Annotated in this window: 20 protein-coding genes and 1 riboswitch; of the genes, 9 read left to right on the top strand and 11 right to left on the bottom strand. The window is 61.4% G+C overall.

What is annotated here, in order from left to right; translation table 11 throughout:
* Positions 1 to 20: 20 nt before the first annotated feature.
* The 4 genes from M0814_RS01685 to M0814_RS01700 are packed head-to-tail and all read right to left on the bottom strand — an operon-like array spanning position 21 to position 2,790.
* On the bottom strand, positions 21 to 632 hold the full coding sequence (locus tag M0814_RS01685; RefSeq protein ID WP_003225798.1) for a hypothetical protein: 612 nt from the start codon (positions 630 to 632) through the stop codon (positions 21 to 23).
* Positions 632 to 1,927 (bottom strand): sialidase family protein, encoded by a 1,296-nt coding sequence (locus M0814_RS01690; protein ID WP_103483282.1) that lies wholly within the window; start codon positions 1,925 to 1,927, stop codon positions 632 to 634. Before M0814_RS01690 ends, M0814_RS01685 begins: the two co-directional genes overlap by 1 nt.
* Before the next feature lie 51 nt (positions 1,928 to 1,978).
* Positions 1,979 to 2,524 carry a cytochrome b/b6 domain-containing protein gene (locus M0814_RS01695; RefSeq protein WP_103483281.1) on the bottom strand — a complete coding sequence of 182 codons (546 nt, stop codon included), beginning with the start codon at positions 2,522 to 2,524 and terminating at the stop codon, positions 1,979 to 1,981.
* A complete protein-coding gene (locus M0814_RS01700) occupies positions 2,524 to 2,790 on the bottom strand; it encodes a PepSY domain-containing protein (RefSeq protein ID WP_003225806.1) in 267 nt (88 codons plus the stop codon). Before M0814_RS01700 ends, M0814_RS01695 begins: the two co-directional genes overlap by 1 nt.
* A gap of 170 nt (positions 2,791 to 2,960) precedes the next feature.
* Here M0814_RS01700 and M0814_RS01705 point away from each other — a divergent pair, with 170 nt between their 5' ends.
* The 3 genes from M0814_RS01705 to mntP all read left to right on the top strand — a co-directional run bounded on the left by M0814_RS01705 (position 2,961) and on the right by mntP (position 5,950).
* Positions 2,961 to 3,623: a response regulator gene (locus tag M0814_RS01705; protein ID WP_003225808.1), complete on the top strand. Its 663-nt coding sequence runs from the start codon at positions 2,961 to 2,963 to the stop codon at positions 3,621 to 3,623.
* A complete protein-coding gene (locus M0814_RS01710; protein ID WP_103483280.1) occupies positions 3,620 to 4,996 on the top strand; it encodes an ATP-binding protein in 1,377 nt (458 codons plus the stop codon). The genes M0814_RS01705 and M0814_RS01710 overlap by 4 nt, the downstream gene beginning before the upstream one ends.
* A gap of 211 nt (positions 4,997 to 5,207) precedes the next feature.
* Positions 5,208 to 5,380: riboswitch (yybP-ykoY riboswitch) on the top strand.
* A 6-nt stretch (positions 5,381 to 5,386) separates the two neighbouring features.
* Positions 5,387 to 5,950, top strand: coding sequence for a manganese efflux pump MntP (mntP, locus tag M0814_RS01715; protein ID WP_045122500.1), 564 nt, complete (start codon positions 5,387 to 5,389; stop codon positions 5,948 to 5,950).
* Here mntP and M0814_RS01720 read toward each other — a convergent pair.
* The 5 genes from M0814_RS01720 to M0814_RS01740 form a co-directional block, all read right to left on the bottom strand.
* Entirely contained in the window at positions 5,942 to 6,664 is a 723-nt protein-coding gene (locus M0814_RS01720; protein ID WP_103483279.1) for a DUF72 domain-containing protein, read from the bottom strand. The genes mntP and M0814_RS01720 overlap by 9 nt on opposite strands.
* A 995-nt stretch (positions 6,665 to 7,659) precedes the next feature.
* Entirely contained in the window at positions 7,660 to 9,447 is a 1,788-nt protein-coding gene (locus tag M0814_RS01725) for a thiamine pyrophosphate-requiring protein (protein ID WP_003225815.1), read from the bottom strand.
* A 111-nt stretch (positions 9,448 to 9,558) separates the two neighbouring features.
* The gene (locus M0814_RS01730; RefSeq protein WP_103485888.1) at positions 9,559 to 10,887 is read right to left on the bottom strand and encodes an MFS transporter; all 1,329 of its coding nucleotides are present in this window, start codon (positions 10,885 to 10,887) and stop codon (positions 9,559 to 9,561) included.
* A gap of 37 nt (positions 10,888 to 10,924) precedes the next feature.
* Positions 10,925 to 12,001, bottom strand: coding sequence for a C45 family peptidase (locus M0814_RS01735; RefSeq protein ID WP_103485887.1), 1,077 nt, complete (start codon positions 11,999 to 12,001; stop codon positions 10,925 to 10,927).
* Between the two features lie 37 nt (positions 12,002 to 12,038).
* A complete protein-coding gene (locus tag M0814_RS01740) occupies positions 12,039 to 13,766 on the bottom strand; it encodes an amidohydrolase (protein WP_103485886.1) in 1,728 nt (575 codons plus the stop codon).
* A gap of 106 nt (positions 13,767 to 13,872) precedes the next feature.
* Between M0814_RS01740 and M0814_RS01745 the strand changes: the two genes are divergently transcribed.
* Both M0814_RS01745 and M0814_RS01750 read left to right on the top strand, forming a co-directional pair.
* Positions 13,873 to 14,832: a LysR family transcriptional regulator gene (locus tag M0814_RS01745; RefSeq protein WP_103485885.1), complete on the top strand. Its 960-nt coding sequence runs from the start codon at positions 13,873 to 13,875 to the stop codon at positions 14,830 to 14,832.
* Positions 14,795 to 15,565 (top strand): APH(3')-II family aminoglycoside O-phosphotransferase, encoded by a 771-nt coding sequence (locus M0814_RS01750; RefSeq protein ID WP_103485884.1) that lies wholly within the window; start codon positions 14,795 to 14,797, stop codon positions 15,563 to 15,565. Before M0814_RS01745 ends, M0814_RS01750 begins: the two co-directional genes overlap by 38 nt.
* Positions 15,566 to 15,573: 8 nt before the next feature.
* Here the strand turns inward: M0814_RS01750 and M0814_RS01755 are convergent, their stop codons facing one another.
* Positions 15,574 to 15,849, bottom strand: a complete 276-nt coding sequence (locus M0814_RS01755) for a DUF2798 domain-containing protein (RefSeq protein ID WP_103485883.1) — start codon at positions 15,847 to 15,849, stop codon at positions 15,574 to 15,576.
* A 127-nt stretch (positions 15,850 to 15,976) separates the two neighbouring features.
* Between M0814_RS01755 and M0814_RS01760 the strand changes: the two genes are divergently transcribed.
* The gene (locus M0814_RS01760; RefSeq protein ID WP_103485882.1) at positions 15,977 to 16,906 is read left to right on the top strand and encodes a LysR family transcriptional regulator; all 930 of its coding nucleotides are present in this window, start codon (positions 15,977 to 15,979) and stop codon (positions 16,904 to 16,906) included.
* A 71-nt stretch (positions 16,907 to 16,977) separates the two neighbouring features.
* The gene (locus tag M0814_RS01765) at positions 16,978 to 17,430 is read left to right on the top strand and encodes a hypothetical protein (protein WP_103485881.1); all 453 of its coding nucleotides are present in this window, start codon (positions 16,978 to 16,980) and stop codon (positions 17,428 to 17,430) included.
* Here M0814_RS01765 and M0814_RS01770 read toward each other — a convergent pair.
* The gene (locus M0814_RS01770) at positions 17,423 to 18,328 is read right to left on the bottom strand and encodes a LysR substrate-binding domain-containing protein (RefSeq protein WP_103485880.1); all 906 of its coding nucleotides are present in this window, start codon (positions 18,326 to 18,328) and stop codon (positions 17,423 to 17,425) included. The genes M0814_RS01765 and M0814_RS01770 overlap by 8 nt on opposite strands.
* Before the next feature lie 189 nt (positions 18,329 to 18,517).
* Between M0814_RS01770 and M0814_RS01775 the strand changes: the two genes are divergently transcribed.
* Both M0814_RS01775 and yghU read left to right on the top strand, forming a co-directional pair.
* Positions 18,518 to 19,138, top strand: coding sequence for a LysE family transporter (locus M0814_RS01775; protein WP_103485879.1), 621 nt, complete (start codon positions 18,518 to 18,520; stop codon positions 19,136 to 19,138).
* Positions 19,139 to 19,212: 74 nt separating this feature from the next.
* Entirely contained in the window at positions 19,213 to 20,052 is an 840-nt protein-coding gene (yghU, locus tag M0814_RS01780) for a glutathione-dependent disulfide-bond oxidoreductase (RefSeq protein WP_103485878.1), read from the top strand.
* Positions 20,053 to 20,059: the final 7 nt, after the last annotated feature.

Below are 20,059 nucleotides of genomic sequence, written 5' to 3' on the forward strand. Positions count from 1 at the left end.
TTGACCTCAGTGTCGTTGGTTCAAATAGAAGATGTCGCGCCCGCCGGTGCGGCTCGCAGCAGACGCCAGACCTCACGGATGCACAGCGCTGCAGCGGCGATCAGGCAGTAACCGAGCAGCAGTGGATCGATCAGGTAATCCCAATAGTTTTCCGAAGCCTTGAGACGCAAGGCGAACGCCAGCGTGCCCAGCGCGAGCATCGACACTGCCAGCGTGTTGCGCAGCCACAACAGCGCCAGTGCCAGCAGGCCGATACAGACGATCATCGGCCGTGGGTTGAAGCCCCAGCGGTACGGATCGAAATACGTCAGGCCCATCGTCGCCGGGTACAGCAGCGCGGCCAGCACGGTAAACAGCACCAGCACCTGCACCCGTGCCGACAATGTCTGCCGCTCGACCACGCCCAGTCGGACCAGACTGGCCCAGCCGAGCAACACCAGCGTGGTGATCGCCAGATCGTCGGTGACACTGCGCACATACGCCGCCAAGGGCAGCTCGTTGACCGGCACGAAGCTGACCACCGCCAGCAGCGGCAACAGCCACGGACGCCAGCGTTGGGTGCATTGCAACGAACCCAGCAGGACAAAACCAAGCAGGATGAACGTCAAATGGGCTTGCCAGAGAATCAGCATCACAGGCGCTCCTCCAGCCACGCTTCGTTGAAGCTGACATGTTTGATGAAAGTGTTATTCCACGAATACACCAGGTGATAAAGGCCATCGCTGCCGCGACTGAAGTACGGATACTCGTACTCGAAATCACAGCCCTGCGGCTTGCACACCCGGTAGTCCAGATTGCTCAGAAAGCGCTGTTCCAGCGGCAAGCGCCGGGCACCACTCGAAGCACGAAAACCTTCGCCGATGATCGCCTTGTAGGCTTCGGGGGCGAACGGCTGGCCGAGCGGATCGGGTGACTGATCGAGTTCGATCACATTGCGCCAGTGGTTCAGGCTGGCATCAGTGCCATAGAGGCTGAGTTTGAAGCGCCCGTCCTGCAGATCATTCAGCGCCACCAGCAGCCCGTTGTCGTCGGTGCCGACTGCCGCGAGCGATGAATTGGGGTTGGCCGGTTCCAGCGGGTACGGCTCGCTCCAGGTCTGCCCGGCGTCCTCGGTGCGGCTGGCCAGCACTCGATGATGAGTGTCGCCGGCATAACGCAGCATGGCCACGGCACGCCGGCCATCCAGCGGCACAATGGTCGGCTGCAACGAATGTTTGCCACGGCTGATGCGGAATTTATCGATCACCGCGCCGTCTGCACTCAGGTACAGGTACTCGGCGAATTTGCCCATGAACTCGTGATACACCGGCAAACCGATCGAGCCGTCGGCATGGAACACCGGCGCGGCGCGCACCAGCGTACTGATGTTGAAAAACGGTGAGGTGATCAGCTGTCGCGGCGCCGACCAGTTGCGCCCGACATCATCCGAGACCATCACGTTGATCGCACTGGTGGCCCAGCCGCCCACGGACACCGAGACATAGAACATCCACAACCGCTGATCCGGCGCGAGGGCAATCACCGGGTTGCCCAGTTTGCGGATGTAGCGCTGGGTGCCGTCACGGGTCGATTCGCGGGTGGCCAGCACCTGCTCGGCGCCCCACTCCGCGGTTTTGGCGTCATAGCGGGCGGTACGAATCTGCACGTCGGCGGCGCCCTCACGCGAACCGGCGAACCACACCGCCATCAGGTCACCGCCCGGCAGTGCGGTCACCGACGAGGAGTGCACGAAATCATTCAATTGCGAGGAGACGAAGCGACTGCTGTACTGCGGCTCCGGTGCCTGCAGCGAGGCATCGACCGGCGGCGTCGCCACGGCAAACGGCGCCAGCACATGGGCCGGATGACTGCGCCAGGCGCCCCAGAAAATCAGGCTCACGGCCAGTCCGCCGAGGATAAATTTCAAGCGATCGGGAAGCACACGCATAGTGGACTCACGGCAAAAACAGGATGGAGGGCAATCGGCAAAACATCCTTGTCAGCGCGGCAGATCGTCCGGCAAGCGGCGCCGGCGTCCCGTGAGCATCGACAACGGCAAGTTGTCGCGCAGCAGAAAACTTTCGAACAGCGCGGCGGCGATGTGCAGGCAGACCAGCACCAACAGGATGTCGGTAGCGGTTTCGTGCACCTGCAACGGCCAGTCGGCGCCCCACAAGGCATCGACCTCTTCCATGGCCCAACCGCTCACGCCAGCGGTGAACATTGCCAGCAGCATCAAAACCATCACCAGTGCACCCATCGGCGAATGCCCAAGACGATGCTCGGGCCGTCCGGCAATCAACGAGCGCGCATGGGCGAACAGCCGCGTCGGCGTCGGCCAGAAATCCGCCCAACGCGCACTGCGCGGCCCGACAAATCCCCACACCAGCCGCACCAGCAGCCAGCCCATGGCGTAATAGCCGAGCCACACATGCCAGTCATCACCCGCTTCATTGAAGAAGTAATTGGCGACGAAGACGCCCGCGATGGACAGATGAAACAGCCGCACCACGGGGTCCCACAGGCGCAGGGACGCGCTCGGCATCAGCCCTTGATCTCGGTTTTCACCGCTTTGCCGCTGACCGGGTCGTGGTAGATCTCGACCTTGCGCTTGTCCTTGTCGAAGCCGTAGATCTCGTAGCAGTTGCCGTCGGTAACCTTGAACTTGCTGATCTCGTAGCCCTGGGCCTTGAGTTGTTCCTGAAAGGCTTTCTGGTCTTGCCATTGCGAGCGTTCGGCGGTGGTGCATTGCGGGCCGGCGATGGCCAGCGGGCTGGCAACGATGAGGGACAACAGCAGAAGTTTGCGCATGGAAACACTCTCGCTCGATGAGGAAGGCCTCACTGTGCAAAAGCAACCTTAGTCGAAGCTTAGTTGGCAACGAGTCGTTACATCTTTCCCGTCGGGTCAGCTGCCACAGCCGGCTGCACAGCGGCATGATGCCGCCGGTCAACCGCCGTGTTTCCTCAAGAGAATCCGTTATGCGCCTATTGCTGGTCGAAGATGATCGCGCCCTCGGTCAAGGCATTCGCGTTGCCCTCGGCAGCGAAGGCTACACCCTCGACTGGTTGCAGGATGGGGTCAGCGCCCTGCACGCCCTGCGCAGTGAGAGCTTCGACTTGCTGCTGCTCGACCTCGGCCTGCCACGGCTCGACGGCCTGACGCTGCTGCAACGCTTGCGCGGCGAGCAGCAGGACTTGCCGGTGCTGATCCTCACCGCCCGCGACGGCACCGCCGAACGTATCGCCGGGCTGGATGCCGGCGCCGACGACTACCTGATCAAACCGTTCGACGTCGATGAACTGAAAGCGCGCATCCGCGCGTTGCTGCGCCGCAGTCAGGGCCGTGCGCAACCGGTGCTCGAGCATGCCGGCGTGTGCCTTGATCCGGTCACGCAGCAGGTCACCTGGCACGGCACCGACGTGGTGGTGACGCCGATGGAATATCAACTGCTGCATCAACTGATGGCCCGCCCCGGCAAGGTCGTCACCCGCGAACGTCTGTCCCGGGCGCTGTATGGCTGGCAGGACCGGGTCGAGAGCAACACCCTTGAAGTGCTGATCCACAACCTGCGCAAAAAACTTTCGAGCGAGTTGATCCGCACCGTGCGCGGTGTCGGCTATGTGGTGGAGCTCAAGCCATGATTTCCATACGTGCGCGGATTCTGGTGCCGGTGCTGATTCTGGTATTGATCGGCGATCTGCTGATCAGTTGGCTGGTGCTGCGCGACAGTCATCATGAAATCGAAGAGGTCTACGATGCCCAACTGGCGCAAAGTGCCCGCCTGCTGCAAGGCGTGCTGGCCCAGCGCGCGCCGGGCGACAACGACTGGAGCCGGCTCTATCAGGCCTTCGATGAAGCGATGAGCCGGGTCGGTGACGGCGAGGCCGCGCACCCATACGAAACCCGTCTGACCTTTCAGGTCTGGCGCAGCGACGGCCAATTGCTGGTGCGCTCGGCCGAAGCGCCGGAGCTTGCCGCACCGCCGACCACTCTCGGCTCGCATGACCTGATGGAGAACGGCCGCGACTGGTGTGCGTTCCTGCTCAAGGATCCGCAACAGGGGCTGCTGATCTGGGTCGGCGAGCGTGACGACATCCGTCAGGACCTGATCGAGCGCATCGTCGGCCACACGTTGTGGCCGAGCCTGATCGGCGTCCCGCTGCTGGCCGCGCTGATCTGGCTGACCATCGGCTGGGGCCTGCAACCGCTGCGCGCGATGGCGCAGAGCATTCGCGGACGTGACACTGAAACCCTGAAACCGCTGCACCTCAGCCCCCTGCCCCACGATCTGGAGCCGATGCAGACCGCGCTCAATCGTCTGCTGCAACAGATCGACAATCTGCTGGCCCGGGAGCGGCGCTTCATTGCCGACGCCGCCCATGAGCTGCGCACACCGCTGGCGATTCTGCGAATCCACGCGCAAAACGCGCAACTGGCGGCGACCCCGCAACAACGCGAAGAAGCGCTGGAGTATCTGGTCAGCGCGGTGGATCGGGCGACGCGTATCGCCAGTCAATTGTTGACCATGGCGCGCATCGAACCGCACCTGGCCAATCCCGAAACCCGCAGCGTGGAACTGACCGAACTGGTGCGCGAAGAACTCGCCGAACTGGCACCGCTGGCCCTGGAAAAAGACGTCGAACTGATCCTCGACAGCGACCACCACTGCCCGGTCGACACCGACCCGGTGGCCCTCGCCATCGCCTTGCAGAACCTGGTGACCAACGCCCTGAACTTCGCCCCACCGGGCAGCGAGGTGCGGGTCCAGGTGCAACCGCAGGCGGGCGGCGCGGTGTACATCAGCGTCGAGGACGCCGGCCCCGGTATCAACGAGCAGGAATACGCGCGGCTGTTCGAGCGTTTCTACAGCCACGGCCACGGTAACGGCGCGGGACTGGGGCTGGCGATCGTGCAGATGATCGTCGGCAAGATCGGCAGCACGCTGCAGCTGTACAACCGGCCGCAGGGCGGGTTGTGTGCGCAGTTGCGGATCAATGAGCTCTCGAGTCACTAACATCGCCCGGACCCTGCACGAGCATTGTGGCGAGGGAGCTTGTCGAATCGTCGCACCGTCCCGCTGAGGCGCGCAGCGGCCCTTTCTTTGCCGAACAGCAGAAGGCCTGCTGCGCAGCCCAGCGGGAGCAAGCTCCCTCGCCACAGAGTCTGGTGTTTATCGATCGCCTCGATGCTTTTGACAAAATTTTCATGTTTGCCCAAATAAGATCCGCAGCCTCGTTGGGGAGTAGCCTGTTTCCGAGTCCCTCGGAAGCGTTCGTATCAACATTCTCGGCAACATGCCGTGGTACGAACACCTTTTGGTTGGTGAGACCGACGACACATCCATGCCTAAAGTCGGGCGTGTGGTTGTGTCGTTGACTCATAGCCCGACTGGAAGTGTGCCCCCGTGAATCCTGTTTCCCTCATATTCCTCGCTCTGGCCATGTCCACGGACGCGTTCGCCGCGGCCATCGGCAAAGGCTCCAGCCTGCACAAACCACGTCTGACCGAAGCACTTCGCACCGGCCTGATCTTCGGCGTGATCGAAGCCATCACCCCGATCATCGGCTGGCTGATCGGTCAGGCCGCCACCCGATGGGTCGCCGAATGGGACCACTGGATCGCCTTCACCCTGCTGCTGATTCTCGGTCTGCACATGATCTACAACGGCCTGAAACACGAAGACGAGGAAGAAGAAAAACCCGGCCAGCATTCGTTCCTGATTCTGGCAGTCACCGCGTTCGCCACCAGCATTGACGCCCTAGCAGTCGGCGTCGGTCTGGCGTTTGTCGATGTGAACATCTGGGTGGCCGCAGCGGCCATCGGCGTGGCAACCATGACCATGGTGACCATCGGCGTGATGCTTGGCCGGGTACTCGGAGCGGTGGTCGGCAAGCGTGCGGAAATCGTCGGTGGTGTGGTGCTGATGATCGTCGGCGCGACCATTTTGTACGAGCACTTGTCAGCCTGATTCAGGCCCGGTCAACGCCGCCAGTGTCATCGCGTTGCCCAACGCAGCGCCACTGGCGGTGTTGTCGAAGATGCACCAGACGCTGGCGCCTTCAGCAGCGCAGAGCTGCATGTTCTGCGCAAGCTGCTGCAGATAAGGCAGCTCATAAGCACTGTGATAAATCCGTGGCGCGCCATGCAGTCGCCAATAGCGCACACCCGCCCAGCCCTGCGCCGAGCCATCGTTACTGATTCGCGATGGATCGACCACCACCTGGGCGATACGATAAGCGTGCAGCATCGGCTCCGCCATCACCCACGATTCATGCCGTGGCTCCAACACCACGTCACCGGCGAAGCGTTGGTGCAACGCCACGAAAAACGCCTCTGCACTTGCCGGTTCAAAGACCAGCGACGGCGGCAGTTGCACCAGCAAACACCCCAGCCGATCGGCCAGGCCTTCGCACTGCCCGAGAAACTCATCCAGCGCCTGCTCACAGTTCTGCAAACGCAATTGATGGGTGATCTGCTTAGGCACCTTCACCGAAAAACGAAACCCCGGCGGCACCGAATCCGCCCAGCGTGCATACGTCTCGCGCCGATGCGGGCGATAGAACGAGCTGTTGATTTCCACACAGTCGAACCGTGCCGCATACCGCTGCAGATGCGTGCCCTCGGCCGGAAACTGCGGCCAATACTCACGCCCCAGACTCCAGCCTGCGCAACCGATGAACATCAAAAAAGCACCTTCGCCGCTTCACGCATGAAAATCTCCACGGTCTTCGTTCACAAATTTGGGAGACGACGAAATACCTGTGGGAGCTGGCTTGCCAGCGAAGGCGTCGACACATCCACAACTTCTGCACCTGACACACCGCCTTCGCGAGCAAGCCCGCTCCCACAGTTTCGGCGGCGTTCATAAATTTGGGGTACGACAAAATACCTGTGGGAGCTGGCTTGCCAGCGAAGGCGTCGACACATCCACAATCGCGGCGCCTGACACACCGCCTTCGCGAGCAAGCCCGCTCCCACAATTTCGGCGGCGTTCACAGATTGGGGGTACGACGAAACACCTGTGGGAGCTGGCTTGCCAGCGAAGGCGTCGACACATCCACAATCGCTGCGCCTGACACACCGCCTTCGCGAGCAAGCCCGCTCCCACAATTTCGGCGGCGTTCACAGATTGGAGGTACGACGAAACACCTGTGGGAGCTGGCTTGCCAGCGAAGGCGTCGACACATCCACAATCGCTGCGCCGACACAGCGCTTTCGCGAGCAAGCCCGCTCCCACAGTTTCGGCGGCGCTCACAGATTGGGGGTACGACGAAACACCTGTGGGAGCTGGCTTGCCAGCGAAGGCGTCGACACATCCACAATCGCTGCACCTGACACACCGCCTTCGCGAGCAAGCCCGCTCCCACAATTTCGGCGGCGTTCACAGATTGGAGGTACGACGAAACACCTGTGGGAGCTGGCTTGCCAGCGAAGGCGTCGACACATCCACAATCGCGGCGCCTGACACACCGCCTTCGCGAGCAAGCCCGCTCCCACAATTTCGGCGGCGTTCACAAATTTGGGGGACGACGAAACACCTGTGGGAGCTGGCTTGCCAGCGAAGGCGTCGATACATCCACAACTTCTGCACATGACACAGCGCTTTCGCGAGCAAGCCCGCTCCCACAGGTTTCAGCGGCGTTCACAGATTTGGGGCACGGCGAAGCTCCTATGCGGTTATTTTTTGCCGGGGAGGACGCTCGCCAGCACCTGCTTGGCGGCTTGCACGATGACGCCCGCCTCGTCCGGGTCGCCCTTGAGCAGGGTCGTGGCAAATTTCTTCGCCTGTTGGAGCGTGATGTGCGGCGGCAACGGCGGTACGTTGGGATCGGTCTTGAACTCGATCAGCACCGGCACCTCCGAAGCCAATGCCTGCTCCCAGGCGGCGGCAACGTCCTCTTCGCGGTCGACGAAAATCCCTTTCAGGCCGATGGAAATGGCGAACAGGTGATACGGCACATCGGGGATGCTCTGCGAGGCTTCGAACTTCGGATCGCCCTCCATCACTCGTTGCTCCCAAGTGACCTGATTCAGATCCTCGTTGTTGAACACCGCGCAGATCCACTTCGGACTGTCCCACTGGCGCCAGTATTTGGCGACGGTGATCAGCTCGGCCATGTTGTTCATCTGCATCGCGCCATCCCCCACCAGGGCAATCACCGCGCGCTCGGGATGGGCGAACTTGGCGGCAATCGCGTACGGCACGGCAGCCCCCATCGAAGCCAGTCCGCCGGACAGCGAACACTGCATGCCCCGGCGGATTTTCAGGTCACGGGCGTACCAGTTGGCGCAGGAGCCCGAATCGCTGGTGATGATTGCCTGATCCGGCAGACGCGGTGACAGTTCATACACCACCCGCTGTGGATTGATCGGTGTGGCTTTGGCCATGGCACGCTTTTCCAGGGTCTTTTCCCAGCTGCCGCGCCAGCCTTCGATCTTTTTGCGCCACTTGCGCGAGGTCTTCTGTTCGAGCAACGGCAGCAACGCAGCAAGGGTTTCGGCGGAGTCACCAACCAGATTGACCTCCATCGGATAACGCAGGCTGAGCATGTCGGGTTGCAGGTCGATCTGCACGCCGCGCGCCTGACCTTCCTTGGGCAGAAATTCGGCATAGGGGAAACCCGAGCCAATCATCAGCAAGGTGTCGCATTCGTTCATCATCTTGTAGCTCGGTTCGGTGCCCAGCAGACCAATGCTGCCGGTGACCCACGGCAAATCGTCCGGCAGCGCAGCCTTGCCGAGCAACGCCTTGGCGACGCCAGCACCGAGTTTTTCCGCGATGGCGATCACTTCATCCGTCGCCTGCAACGCGCCGGCGCCGACCAGAATCGCAACCTTTTCACCGCTGTTCAGAACGTCGGCGGCGCGCTGCAGATCCGCCTCGTAGGGCAGCACTTTCGGCTTGGTGTAACCGACGCCAGAGTGCGCGGTGCCATGCGCCCGCGCCGGTGGCTCGTACTCAAGATCCTGCAAATCATTGGGCAGGATGATCGCTGTCACCCGCCGCTCGCCAACCGCTGTGCGCACGGCGCGGTCGAGCAAATGTCGTACTTGCGACGGCGCCGACGCCTGCTGCACAAAAGCCCCGGCCACATCCTTGAACATCGAGACCAGGTCCAGCTCCTGCTGGTAATGGCTGCCGAGTGCGGTACGCGCCTGCTGACCAACAATCGCCAGCACCGGTTGGTGATCCATGCGGGCGTCGTACAGCCCGGTAATCAAGTGCGTAGCGCCGGGGCCTGAAGTGGCAATGCACACACCCAATTCGCCGGTGAACTTGGCGTGGGCCGAAGCCATGAACGCGGCCATTTCTTCGTGCCGGGCCTGAACGAATTCGATCTTGCCATTGGCTCGGGCGAGCGCGCCGAACACGCCATTGATGCCGTCTCCCGGATAACCAAAAATCCGCGTGACGCCCCATTGACTGAGCCGCTCAACCAGAAAATCTCCCACTGTCGTCGTCATCTCGTTCCTCGCCTGTCACCGATGCATGAGGCCTTCCCGGCGAAACATCCGCCGGGAAGTACAAGGGTCTGGACAGCCGGGAAGAGCGCGAAGTTTCGATTTTTTTTGCCATTAGCCAGTGGCGACGGGTACAACCTGCGACCACTCGGCCTCATCGATTTGGGCAAGGCTCAGGTGCGCCGTCTCCTTCAGAAGAAACGAGCACAGCGCCACGATACCCAGCGCAACCGCGCCGTAAACCGCCACCCCGAACGCGTTGTGGTTGTTGGCGATCAGAATCGCTGTGGCCGCGCTGGAAGCGGTGCCGCCGCCCAGCGCCGCACCGATCTGATAGGCCGCCGACATTCCCGAATAGCGCATGTGCCGCGGAAACTGTTCAGCCAGAAAGGCCGGAATAGGCCCCTGCGTCGCGCCCATGAACGCACCGATAGAGATATAGGCAGCGGTAGAAATCAGCAGACTCTTGAGGCCGACCAGCGGGAAAAACGCAAAGAAGCCGAGAGCCATGATCAGCGCGCCGAGGATCATCACCTGGCGGCGGCCGATCCGGTCGGACAGCAAGGCAAACAACGGCGCGGTGATCACGATGGCGATCGACAGCGACAAGTCGAATACCAGCGCATCGGTACTGCCATAGCCCAATTGCGTGGCATACGACAGAAAGAACGTGCTGCCGATGTAGGCGATGGTCACGTAGCCGAAAGCGATGCCGGTGCACAACAGCATGGCTCTGGGCCGCGCACGCAGCGCTTCAAGCAGCGGCATGCGCAAGTGGGCCTGCGGTTCGGCGGGTTGTTCGAGCGGTTTGTGCAGGCGCGCATACAGACCGATCAACACCAGCACGCCACCGAGCCAGAATGGAATGCGCCAGGCAAATCCGGCCAGGTCATCGTGTGACGCGACACTGACAATCGCGAACACCCCGGCACCGAGAATCCCGCCGATACCGATGCCCATGCTGGTGAAACTGCCCCACAGACCACGACGCCCGGGCGGCGCCGACTCGATACCGAACAACGCCGCGCCACCCCACTCGCCACCGGCGGCAAAGCCCTGCACCAGCCTGAGCAGCACCAACAACACCGGTGCGCCAGCGCCGAGGGTGGCATAGCCCGGCAGGCACCCGATCAACAGCGTGCTCAAACCCATCAGCAGCAGCGTGATCACCAGCATTTTCTGCCGGCCGAGTTTGTCACCGTAATGCCCGAACACCATGCCGCCAAGGGGCCGGGCGAAGAACCCGGCGCCAAAGGCGCCGAACGCCACCAGCGTCGCGGTCAGCGGATCCATCTGCGGGAAGAACACTTTGGGAAACACCAGCGCGGCGGCGGTGCCGTATATCACGAAGTCATAGAACTCCAGGGCGGTGCCCATGCCGGAGACGAAAAACGTCCTCAGCGCTGACGGGGAACCGCTCTTGCGATCAATCTCGGTAGCCATGTGCATTGCTCGTTTTGTTTTTATTGGAGGCCGCGATTCAGAAACGCAGATAGCCGTTTCGGGCGAGTTGTTTGGGGTTGCCGGCGGCGTATTCGAGGACGCTGTTCTCGGTGTCGATGCCGATGGTCAGCAGAGTCTCCCAGCGTTCGGTCGCCGGCATGCTCAGATCCGGGTGGAAGCAGATCGGCGCGTCTTCACCCGCCTCGCCGCACATGGCGTCTGCCCGATGGCTCAGGTTGCCACTGACCATGTTTTGCAGCGCCGCGTTGACGTGATCGAAACGCGCGTACGTCGTCGAGGCATCCGGTGTGCGCTCGCCGAGGCTCAGTTCGGGATCGAGGAAATGGTTGGTGTGGGTGATCCAGCCTTCGGCATCGGGGCGCACCACAGCGGTGAAGACCGGCGACATTTCGATGCTCACCGCACGCGGGCTTGAATCCTCGCGGGAGAACACGGTCAGCACCGTGGAGGCACTGACCCGCGCTGAACGCGCCAGCGCAATCGCTTCGTCAACGCTGCTGGCTTCTTCAAGGATGCGCCGGGCAATCGCATGTACCGGCACCCCGGCAGATCCATTGTCACTGACGTGATGCAGGATGTTGAAGTGCAGGCCCAGCCCGGCGCTGTTGACGCCGATCTTGCCGAGCATGCCGAACTCGGTGAACAGCTTGACCGTCATGACTGCGGCCGTGGTCAGTTGCAGAATCAGCCCGTTGGGCACCAGCGAATCGTGCCAGTCCCAGGTCTGGATGCTGCGCGGCGGCAATGCGCCGTGGGGGGCGAACACGGCGGTCGAACACTCGCCTTCGGTGGACGCCGGCATTACTGCGAGAATCTCGGTACGAGCATTCAGACTGGCGAGCTGCCAAAGCGGCACCCCGGCACCTTCAGCAGTGGCGACGAGCTCTTCGGCGAGGCTCGGGCACCAGCCTTGGAGGGTTTGCAGACTGGCTTCACCGATGGCCTGCACCTGTGCCAGAGGAACACCGACCTGATTGAAGAAATCCAGATAGAGCGCCACCGTCTGGCGGATCTGCGCGGCCCAGGTGGTGCCAATCTGCTGCCCGCGAATCTGTGGGTTGCGGGTGTCGGTGACTAAGCAATGAACATTCACGAAAAGATTTCCTTGTTGTCGTTTTGAAGGTCTGCCGTCACGGTTTACGGCGGTAGATTTCGCGACCGGCGAACCAAGTGTTGAGCACCTGGGTGTCGCGCAGAGCGGCGGGTTCGACGGTGAACACATCGCGGTCGAGGACGATCATGTCGGCCTGCTTGCCGGGCTTGAGCGAACCGATCTGGTCCTCAAGGCGCAGCACCTTGGCCGCGTTGAGGGTGTAGGCCTGGAACATGACCTGGCGGTCGATGTCTTCGGCGGCGTTGAGCACGCCTTTCGGGCCTTTACGGCTGACGGCCTGATAGATCGCCTTCCACGGCTCCGGGGTGGTGATCGGCCAGTCGCTGGCACCGGCGATGGTCGCGCCGTTCTTCAACAGCGAGCGCGCCGGATAGGTGTACATGAAGGCCATCGCGCTGACGTAAGGCTTGACCAGGTCCATGCTCGACTCGTCGGCGGCAGCCCAGAACATCTGCATCGAGGCGATGACATTCAGCGCCTTGAAACGAGCGAACTCCTTGGGATTGACCATTTGCAGGTGAGTAATCGAATGGGCGATGCCACTCTGACGATCCTTGCGCGCCTGCTCGATGCCGTTAAGCGACTCACGCACCGCGCGATCACCGATGGCGTGGATGTGCACCAGCCAGCCACGGGCATCGGCAGCGCTGACCAACTCGCCGAAGTGCGCCGGGTCGATCAGCAGCTCACCGGTCTTTTTCGAGTTGCGGTATGGCTCGAGCATCGCCGCGCTTTGCGCCGGCGCTTCGGCCACGCCGTCAGCGAAAATCTTGATCCCCGGCAAGGTCAGATTGCTGACTCCGAGGAACTGTTGGCGCACCTTGTCCAGCTCATCGAGGTCGGCCGGTCTGGCCTTGGAATCCGCCATCAACAGTGCCGCGACGTGGGCGGTGAGTTCGCCGTTTTCCGAGAGTTTTTTGTAGGTCGGCAACACACCGAGCGAGGTGTTGGTAACGTCACTGCCCGGGACTTCGTTGGCGAGCGGGTCCATCCATCCGGTGATCCCCAAGCTCTTGTAATAGTTCAACGCCGCACGCCCAGCGGCCAGTAGGGTGTCAGCGGTCGGCGGCGGCAGCAAGGCCTGCACCGGGTACAGTCCGGCATCGACGAGGAAGCCATCCGGGCTGCCGTCGGAGTGATGGCCGATGGTTGCCTGCTCTTCGCCCTTGAGCGTTTTAACTTTCTCTGCCGTGACGCCGGCGCGTTCAAGCATCGCCCGATTGGCCCAGCCGGTGTGCAGATCCCAGCCCAGCAGGAGGATCGGCTGGTTCGCCCATTCGCCCTGATTGAAACGCTGCTCGAGGGCGGCGATATCGCTCCAGTAGGTCGACGGCAACCCGCCGACACTGAGGAAATCCCCACGCTGCGCCTTGCCGTCCTGACGCCATTGGCGCAGGCGTTGTTCCAGTTGATCAAGCGGCAACAGTTGCCCGTCGAGGTTGGCCTGCAACATCTGCAGACCGCCCTTGATCGTGTGGGAATGCGAGTCGATGAAGCCCGGCATCAGCACTTTGCCGTGCAGGTCGATCACTTGCGTGGCCAGCGTCTTCAGGCGCATCACCTGCGCATCCGTGCCCACGGCGAGGATCTTGCCGTTCTCCACCGCGACCGCTTGCTGCAAGGGCTGGCCGGGTTCGGCGGTGTAGACCTTGGCGTCGTGCAGGATCAGATCGGCGGACGCCAGACTTTCCAGTGAGGCACAGGCCAGTGCCGATGACACCATCAGGGTCAGTAGCTGCTTCATGAGGCTTCTCGTTATTTTTGTTAGGCTGCGAGCAAGCCTATCCAAGCCTTGGCGATAACTGAATGCCACCTCGCGCACAACTTCTGTGCCCAGCAGGAATAGATCAATGGACAAGATGAGTGCCCTGACGATGTTCGTCGCCACCGCCGAACACGGCAATTTCAGCCGCGCCGCCGAGGTACTCGGCAAGACTCCGTCGGCCCTGACCAAAGCCGTGGCGCAACTGGAAGAAGAGCTCGGCACGCGGCTGTTCGACCGGACGACCAGACGCATGGCGTTGACCGAGGCCGGACGGATTTATCTGGATGGCGCGCGACAGGCGCTGATGCAACTGCAACTGGCCTGCGAGGGTGTCGAACAGCTCAGGCACGAATTGAGCGGCGGCCTGCGCATCACCGCACCGCCCTCCTTCGCCCCGGCGTTTCTCAACGACGTCTGCTGCCGCTTTCTCGACGCCCACCCGCAGGTGCATCTGGAAGTCGACTTGAGTGACAGCTATGACGATCCGGTGGATGGCGGTTACGATCTGGCGCTGCGTGACGGCCCGATCGATCTGCCGGGCGTGATCGCCCAACCCATCGTCGAGAATCGGGTGGTGCTGTGCGCCAGCCCGACGTATCTGGCGCGCAAGGGTCAGGAGGTGTCACTGGACAACTATCAGCAGCACGACTGGCTGATCTTTCGTCACCCGCTGCTCAACCGGCATTTCTGGTGGGTCAAGCAAGGTGACCGGAGGATTCGCCTGACCCAGCCGAGTCCACGCGTGGCCAGCGACAACTACGACTTCCTGCTGGCCTGCCTGCTGAAGGGCCAGGGCCTGCAGTTTCTGCCGCAATGGAGCGCCGCGCCGTATCTGGCTAGCGGCGAACTGGTGGAAGTGATGCCCGAGTACTGGCGCGAGCCAAGCGCATTCGGCCCGTGGATTTACGTGTTGTACCTGGCCCACCGGCGCAACACGCGCAAGGTCAAAGTGTTTATCGAATTCTTGAAGGCGCACTGGCGCCCACTGCCACAAGGGACGAATGAAAATGGATCTGCCACAGACATGGCGCCAGCGTTTCGCTGACACCCGCTACGAACAGCAAACCATCGGCGAATCCCGCGCCGATGTGTTCCGCCTGACGCCCGCCGGATCAGCGCCGCTGTTCGTCAAATCGGAGCCGCGTATCAGCTTCTCCGAATTGCCTGGCGAAGTGCAGCGCCTGCGATGGCTGGCGGAGCAGGATCTGCCGGCGGCGCGCGTGCTCGACAGCGTCGAAGAAAGCGAGCGCTTCTGGTTGCTGATGACCGCTGTACCGGGACGCGATCTCGCCAGCAGCGAACATCTCACGCCGCAGCAAATCGTCTCGCTGGCGGCGAATGCCTTGCGCACGCTGCATGCGATCAACATTGAAGACTGCCCATTCGATCATCGCCTCGACGCGAAAATCGCCCTGGCCCGAGAGCACCTGTTGGCCGGTTTGATCGACGAAGAGGATTTCGACGACTCACGCCTCGGCCAAAGCGCCAAAGCGCTGTTCGAGCAGATGCTGGCCGCACGCCCGGACAGCGAAGACCTGGTGGTGACTCACGGCGACGCGTGCCTGCCCAACTTGCTCGTCGACCACGGTCGCTTCAGCGGTTTCGTCGACTGCGGGCGGCTGGGCGTTTCCGACCGTTTCCAGGACCTTGCACTGACAGCCCACAGCATCGCCTACAACCTCGGCGAGCAATGGGTGCCGGCATTTTTCGAGGCTTATGGGGTGCAACCGGATCTGCGAAAAGTCGCTTTCTATCAGTTGCTCGACGAGTTTTTCTGAGGCACGCATCAACGATGCGGATGCACCGTCAGCGCTACCAGTTTGATCACAATCGGCCGCACCACGAGGATGCAAAGGAAAGCCACCGGCATTGCCAGCTTGTAAGCGTGCAACGCATTACTCAGGTAGTCGTTATCAATCCCGGAATTGGCGGCGGTGATCACCAGCGACATCAGGAACGCCATGATCGTCGCCATGTACAACGCAAACACATAGGGCGTCGCTCGCGGCGATAGCTTGCGCCGACCGAGATATAAGGCATCGGTGGTGGTTCTTTGATTCATAGGGCTTTTCCATCCGTTGGCAGGGAGTCGGCACCTTAGCAAAGCCCCCCTGCGCGCAACTAGACGTCCCGCCACAGGTACTTTATAAAGCACAACTTACGAATCAAACCCATGCGGCGGGACACGGATGAATCTGTTGGCGGCGATTGCCAGTTTTATCAAAGTGGTCGAAGCCGGCTCCATCGTCGGCGCCGCCAAGACGCTGGGTGTCAGTGCGGCCGCGGTGAGCCAGACCCTCAATCGCCTCGAAACGCACCTCGGTGTTCGCCTGCTGCAACGCACCACCCGCCGCATGGCCCTCACCGAAAATGGTGCGCTGTATTACGAAAAGGTCCGACGCATCGCGGCTGATCTGGAGTCGGCGCAAAGTGCGATCGTCAGCGATGAAAGCGAACTGCAAGGGCGTTTGAGCATCGCCTCCACCAGCGCATTCGGCCGCCACGTCCTGGCGCCGTTACTCGCAGGTTTCGCCGCGCTGCATCCGCGCCTGCTGGTCGAGCTGTCGACCACCAACGGCAAGATCAATCACATCCAGGACGGCATCGACCTGAGCCTGCGGATCAAGCCGCAACTGGAAGACGGCATCGTCGCGCGCCGGATTGTTTCCCTGCCGTTCATCTTCTGCGCCGCCCCCGCCTACCTCGAACGCGCCGGCATGCCGCAATCACCGCAAGACCTGCAACACCATGCCTGCCTGGCGTTCCGTTATCCATTGGACGGGCGTTTTCTGCGCTGGGGTTTCCTCCGCAACGGCGAGCACTACGACGCCCCGATCAACGCCACCGCCATCAGCGACGACATCGATGTTCTGACGCAAATGGCAGTCAACGGCGCAGGCGTTACGCGCCTGGCCGAATTCGTCGCAGCGCCCTATCTTGAGAGCGGTCAACTGGTGCCACTGTTTGAAAATCTCCAGGGGGAGGCTCACGCTTATGTCGAACCGATGGACATCTACGCCTGCGTGCAGGAGCGAGCAGCGATGACGCCGAAGGTCAGAGCTTTCATGGATTATCTAACTGAACACCTGAACAGACGCTGGCCGATGCAAGCGCCTTGAGCCGCGGCGCATACCGGCATGCCGATCTGCTTAACTGGCTCATTGCAGCCTCTCAACTCAGGAGATCGGTAATGAAGCTCACCACTCCACTCACAGCAATCCTGATAGCAACCGCCCTTGCCGGATGCGCCGGTTCATCCGGCTCCAGCGTGAACCTGCCGTTGACCGCCACCCGTCAAAACACCGGGCAGATCGGCAATGTCACGCTGTCTGACTGGGGCCAGCAAACCAACTTCAACTTCTTCATCAGCGGCGCGCCGAGCGGTGCCTCACTGCCCTTGCGCCTTTATGCCTTCGTCAACAAGGGCAGTTGCCAGCAACCCGGAGCGGTGGCCTATGCGTTGAACGACAGGGTCAATACCGAACGACAGGCGATTCGTGGCTGGACGTTTTCCCGGAGCGCGCCGGTGGCCCTGTCGCCATTGCTATCCGGCAATTACTCCGTGGTAGTGCGCACGGCGGCGACCGATGGCAGCGTTGATATTTTTTGCGCGGACCTGCGTCAGGGCAGCATCACTAAATAGCGCCGGGCGAATCATCAGCCCCCTCAAACTGCCGGCTACAGGCGCTCATCTGCTGGGTGATCCACTCGCGGAAAACCATGGCATTGGTGCTCTGCTCAAAGGGTTGCGGCGATAACAGGCAATAACTCGAGCCGTCGCGAATGAAGCCGAAAGGCGCGATCAATTGGCCGGATTTGAGCTCGTCCTGAACCATCAGAAACGACGCCATGGCGATCCCTTGCCCCGCTAACGCCGCTTGAATGCACAGATAGAAGTGTTCGTAGTCGACCCGACTGACCTGCACCGTGATCATGTCGGCCAGTCGAAGCCAGTTATCCCACGCCTGTGGGCGCGTCTTGCTGCGCAGCATGCAGGCACCGCGCAAATGATCGCTTGCAGGACGACTGGACGGCACGCAGACCGGGCCGATCCACTCCCCACAAAGGGTCACCCCATGCACGGTCTCGTCCCAATGAAAATCGTCACGGCGGATCGCCAGATCCACCCCTGAACGGGCGAAGTCGATGGGCCCGCCGGCCGTCAGCAATTGCACCTGCAACTGTGGGTGTGCGCTGTGGAAGTCAGGCAAGCGCGGGATCAGCCATTTCATGGCGATGGTCGGCTCGCAGGACACCACCAGCACGTCATCGTGGACTTCGCGTTGCAGACGATAAACAGCGCTTTCCAACTGTTCGAACATCGGCGCGGTGACATTGAACAGCAAGCGCCCGGCGTGGTTGAGAAAGATCGCCCGATTGCGCCGCTCGAACAATTCCACGCCGAGCGCCTCCTCCAGCAAGCGCACCTGGCGGCTGACCGCACCGTGGGTAACGTGCAGCAGCTCGGCAGCTTTTACAAAACTCTGGGTCTGGGCGGCGGTATTGAAGAAGCGAAAGGCAGCCAATGGAGGAAGGTTCATATAGGCGATGATTTCTCACAGATTTTCGCGACTATAAATCGTTTTTTTTGCCGAAGACACTTCTCCATCATGTTGCCGCTCGAGGCCGCTAGAGCAGATTCCCATCAACCACTGTTGGTCGTTGGTACAGATCGAAGCTCGACATCTGTGAATTCGAGTAGCGCAAATATCGTCATGGAGAGAGCAGGAATGAACGAGTTGTTTTTGGTAATCGCGATCACCATTTTGGCCGTGATCAGTCCAGGGCCGGACTTTGCCATGGTCACCCGCAACAGTTACGCCTATGGCCGGCGAAGCGGTTTGCTGGCTGCGCTGGGCATTGCCTGCGGCGTGCAGGTTCATGTGTTCTACACCGTGTTCGGGGTGGCGCTGATCATTACTCAATCGCCGGTACTGTTCTGGATGATGAAGCTGCTGGGTGCCGGTTACCTGGTCTATCTGGGCATCAAATCCTTTACCAATAAATCGGTGCTGATATTTGCCGATGCGAGCGCTTCGGCACCCCGCGCCTGGAAAGTGTTCTGCTCAGGTTTTCTGACCAATGCACTGAATCCGAAAACCATGCTGTTCGTGGTGGCGGCGTACAGCCAGGTGGTGGAGCCAGGCAGTTCCCTGACAGCAAACTTCGCCTATGGCTTGTTCATGTCGTTCACGCACTGGGCGTGGTTCAGCCTGGTTGCACTGTTTTTCTCAACGGATCGATTACGCCGCCGGATGCTGGAAAAACAGCGGCTCATCGACAAGGTGATTGGTACGGCACTGATTGGTCTAGCGGCGTGTTTGATGATTCCCGGGGTTGCACAGTCCTGAGGTAGAGCGTTTATGCTGTCGAGTCTGATACCTGTCGAGGTATCCCTCGGCACACCCACGATGAGGCCCATTTCATGAGTAAAGTGCCCTACGTACCGCCCAAAGTCTGGAAACACGAAGCGCCGTCCGGCGGCCAGTTCGCCAACATCAACCGCCCGATTGCCGGGCCGACCCATGAAAAGACGTTGCCGGTGGGCAAGCATCCGCTGCAGCTGTATTCGCTGGCGACGCCCAACGGCGTGAAGGTGACCATCCTCCTGGAGGAATTGCTCGCACTGGGGCATACCGAGGCAGAGTACGACGCGTGGCTGATCCGCATCAACGAGGGGGATCAGTTCTCCAGCGGTTTTGTCGAGATCAATCCGAACTCGAAGATTCCAGCGCTGCTCGACCGCAGCACACAGCCACCGACTCGGGTGTTCGAATCCGGTTCGATCCTGCTGTATCTGGCGGAAAAATTCGGCGCCTTCCTGCCGAAAGATCCCGCCGGTCGCACGGAAACCCTGAACTGGCTGTTCTGGCAAATGGGCGCGGCGCCTTATCTGGGCGGCGGCTTCGGGCACTTCTATGCGTATGCGCCGGAGAAGCTCGAATACCCGATCAACCGCTTCACCATGGAAGCCAAGCGTCAGCTTGATGTGCTTGACCGGCGCCTTGGCGAGAGCCGCTACCTGGCCGGCGACAGCTACACCATCGCCGACATCGCGGTCTGGCCGTGGTACGGGCAACTGGTGCGCAATAACGTGTATTCGGCGGCTGAATTTCTATCGGCACAGGATTACACCCACTTGCAGCGCTGGGCAGAAGAAATCGCCCAACGCCCTGCGGTGATCCGTGGCCAGCGCGTCAATCGCACCTGGGGTGACGAGGCCAGCCAGGTTCCTGAACGGCATCAGGCCAGCGATCTGGATTGACGCCGCG

The organism is Pseudomonas sp. MWU12-2020, from assembly GCF_023100605.1.
Taxonomy (GTDB): Bacteria; Pseudomonadota; Gammaproteobacteria; order Pseudomonadales; family Pseudomonadaceae; genus Aquipseudomonas; species Aquipseudomonas fluorescens_H.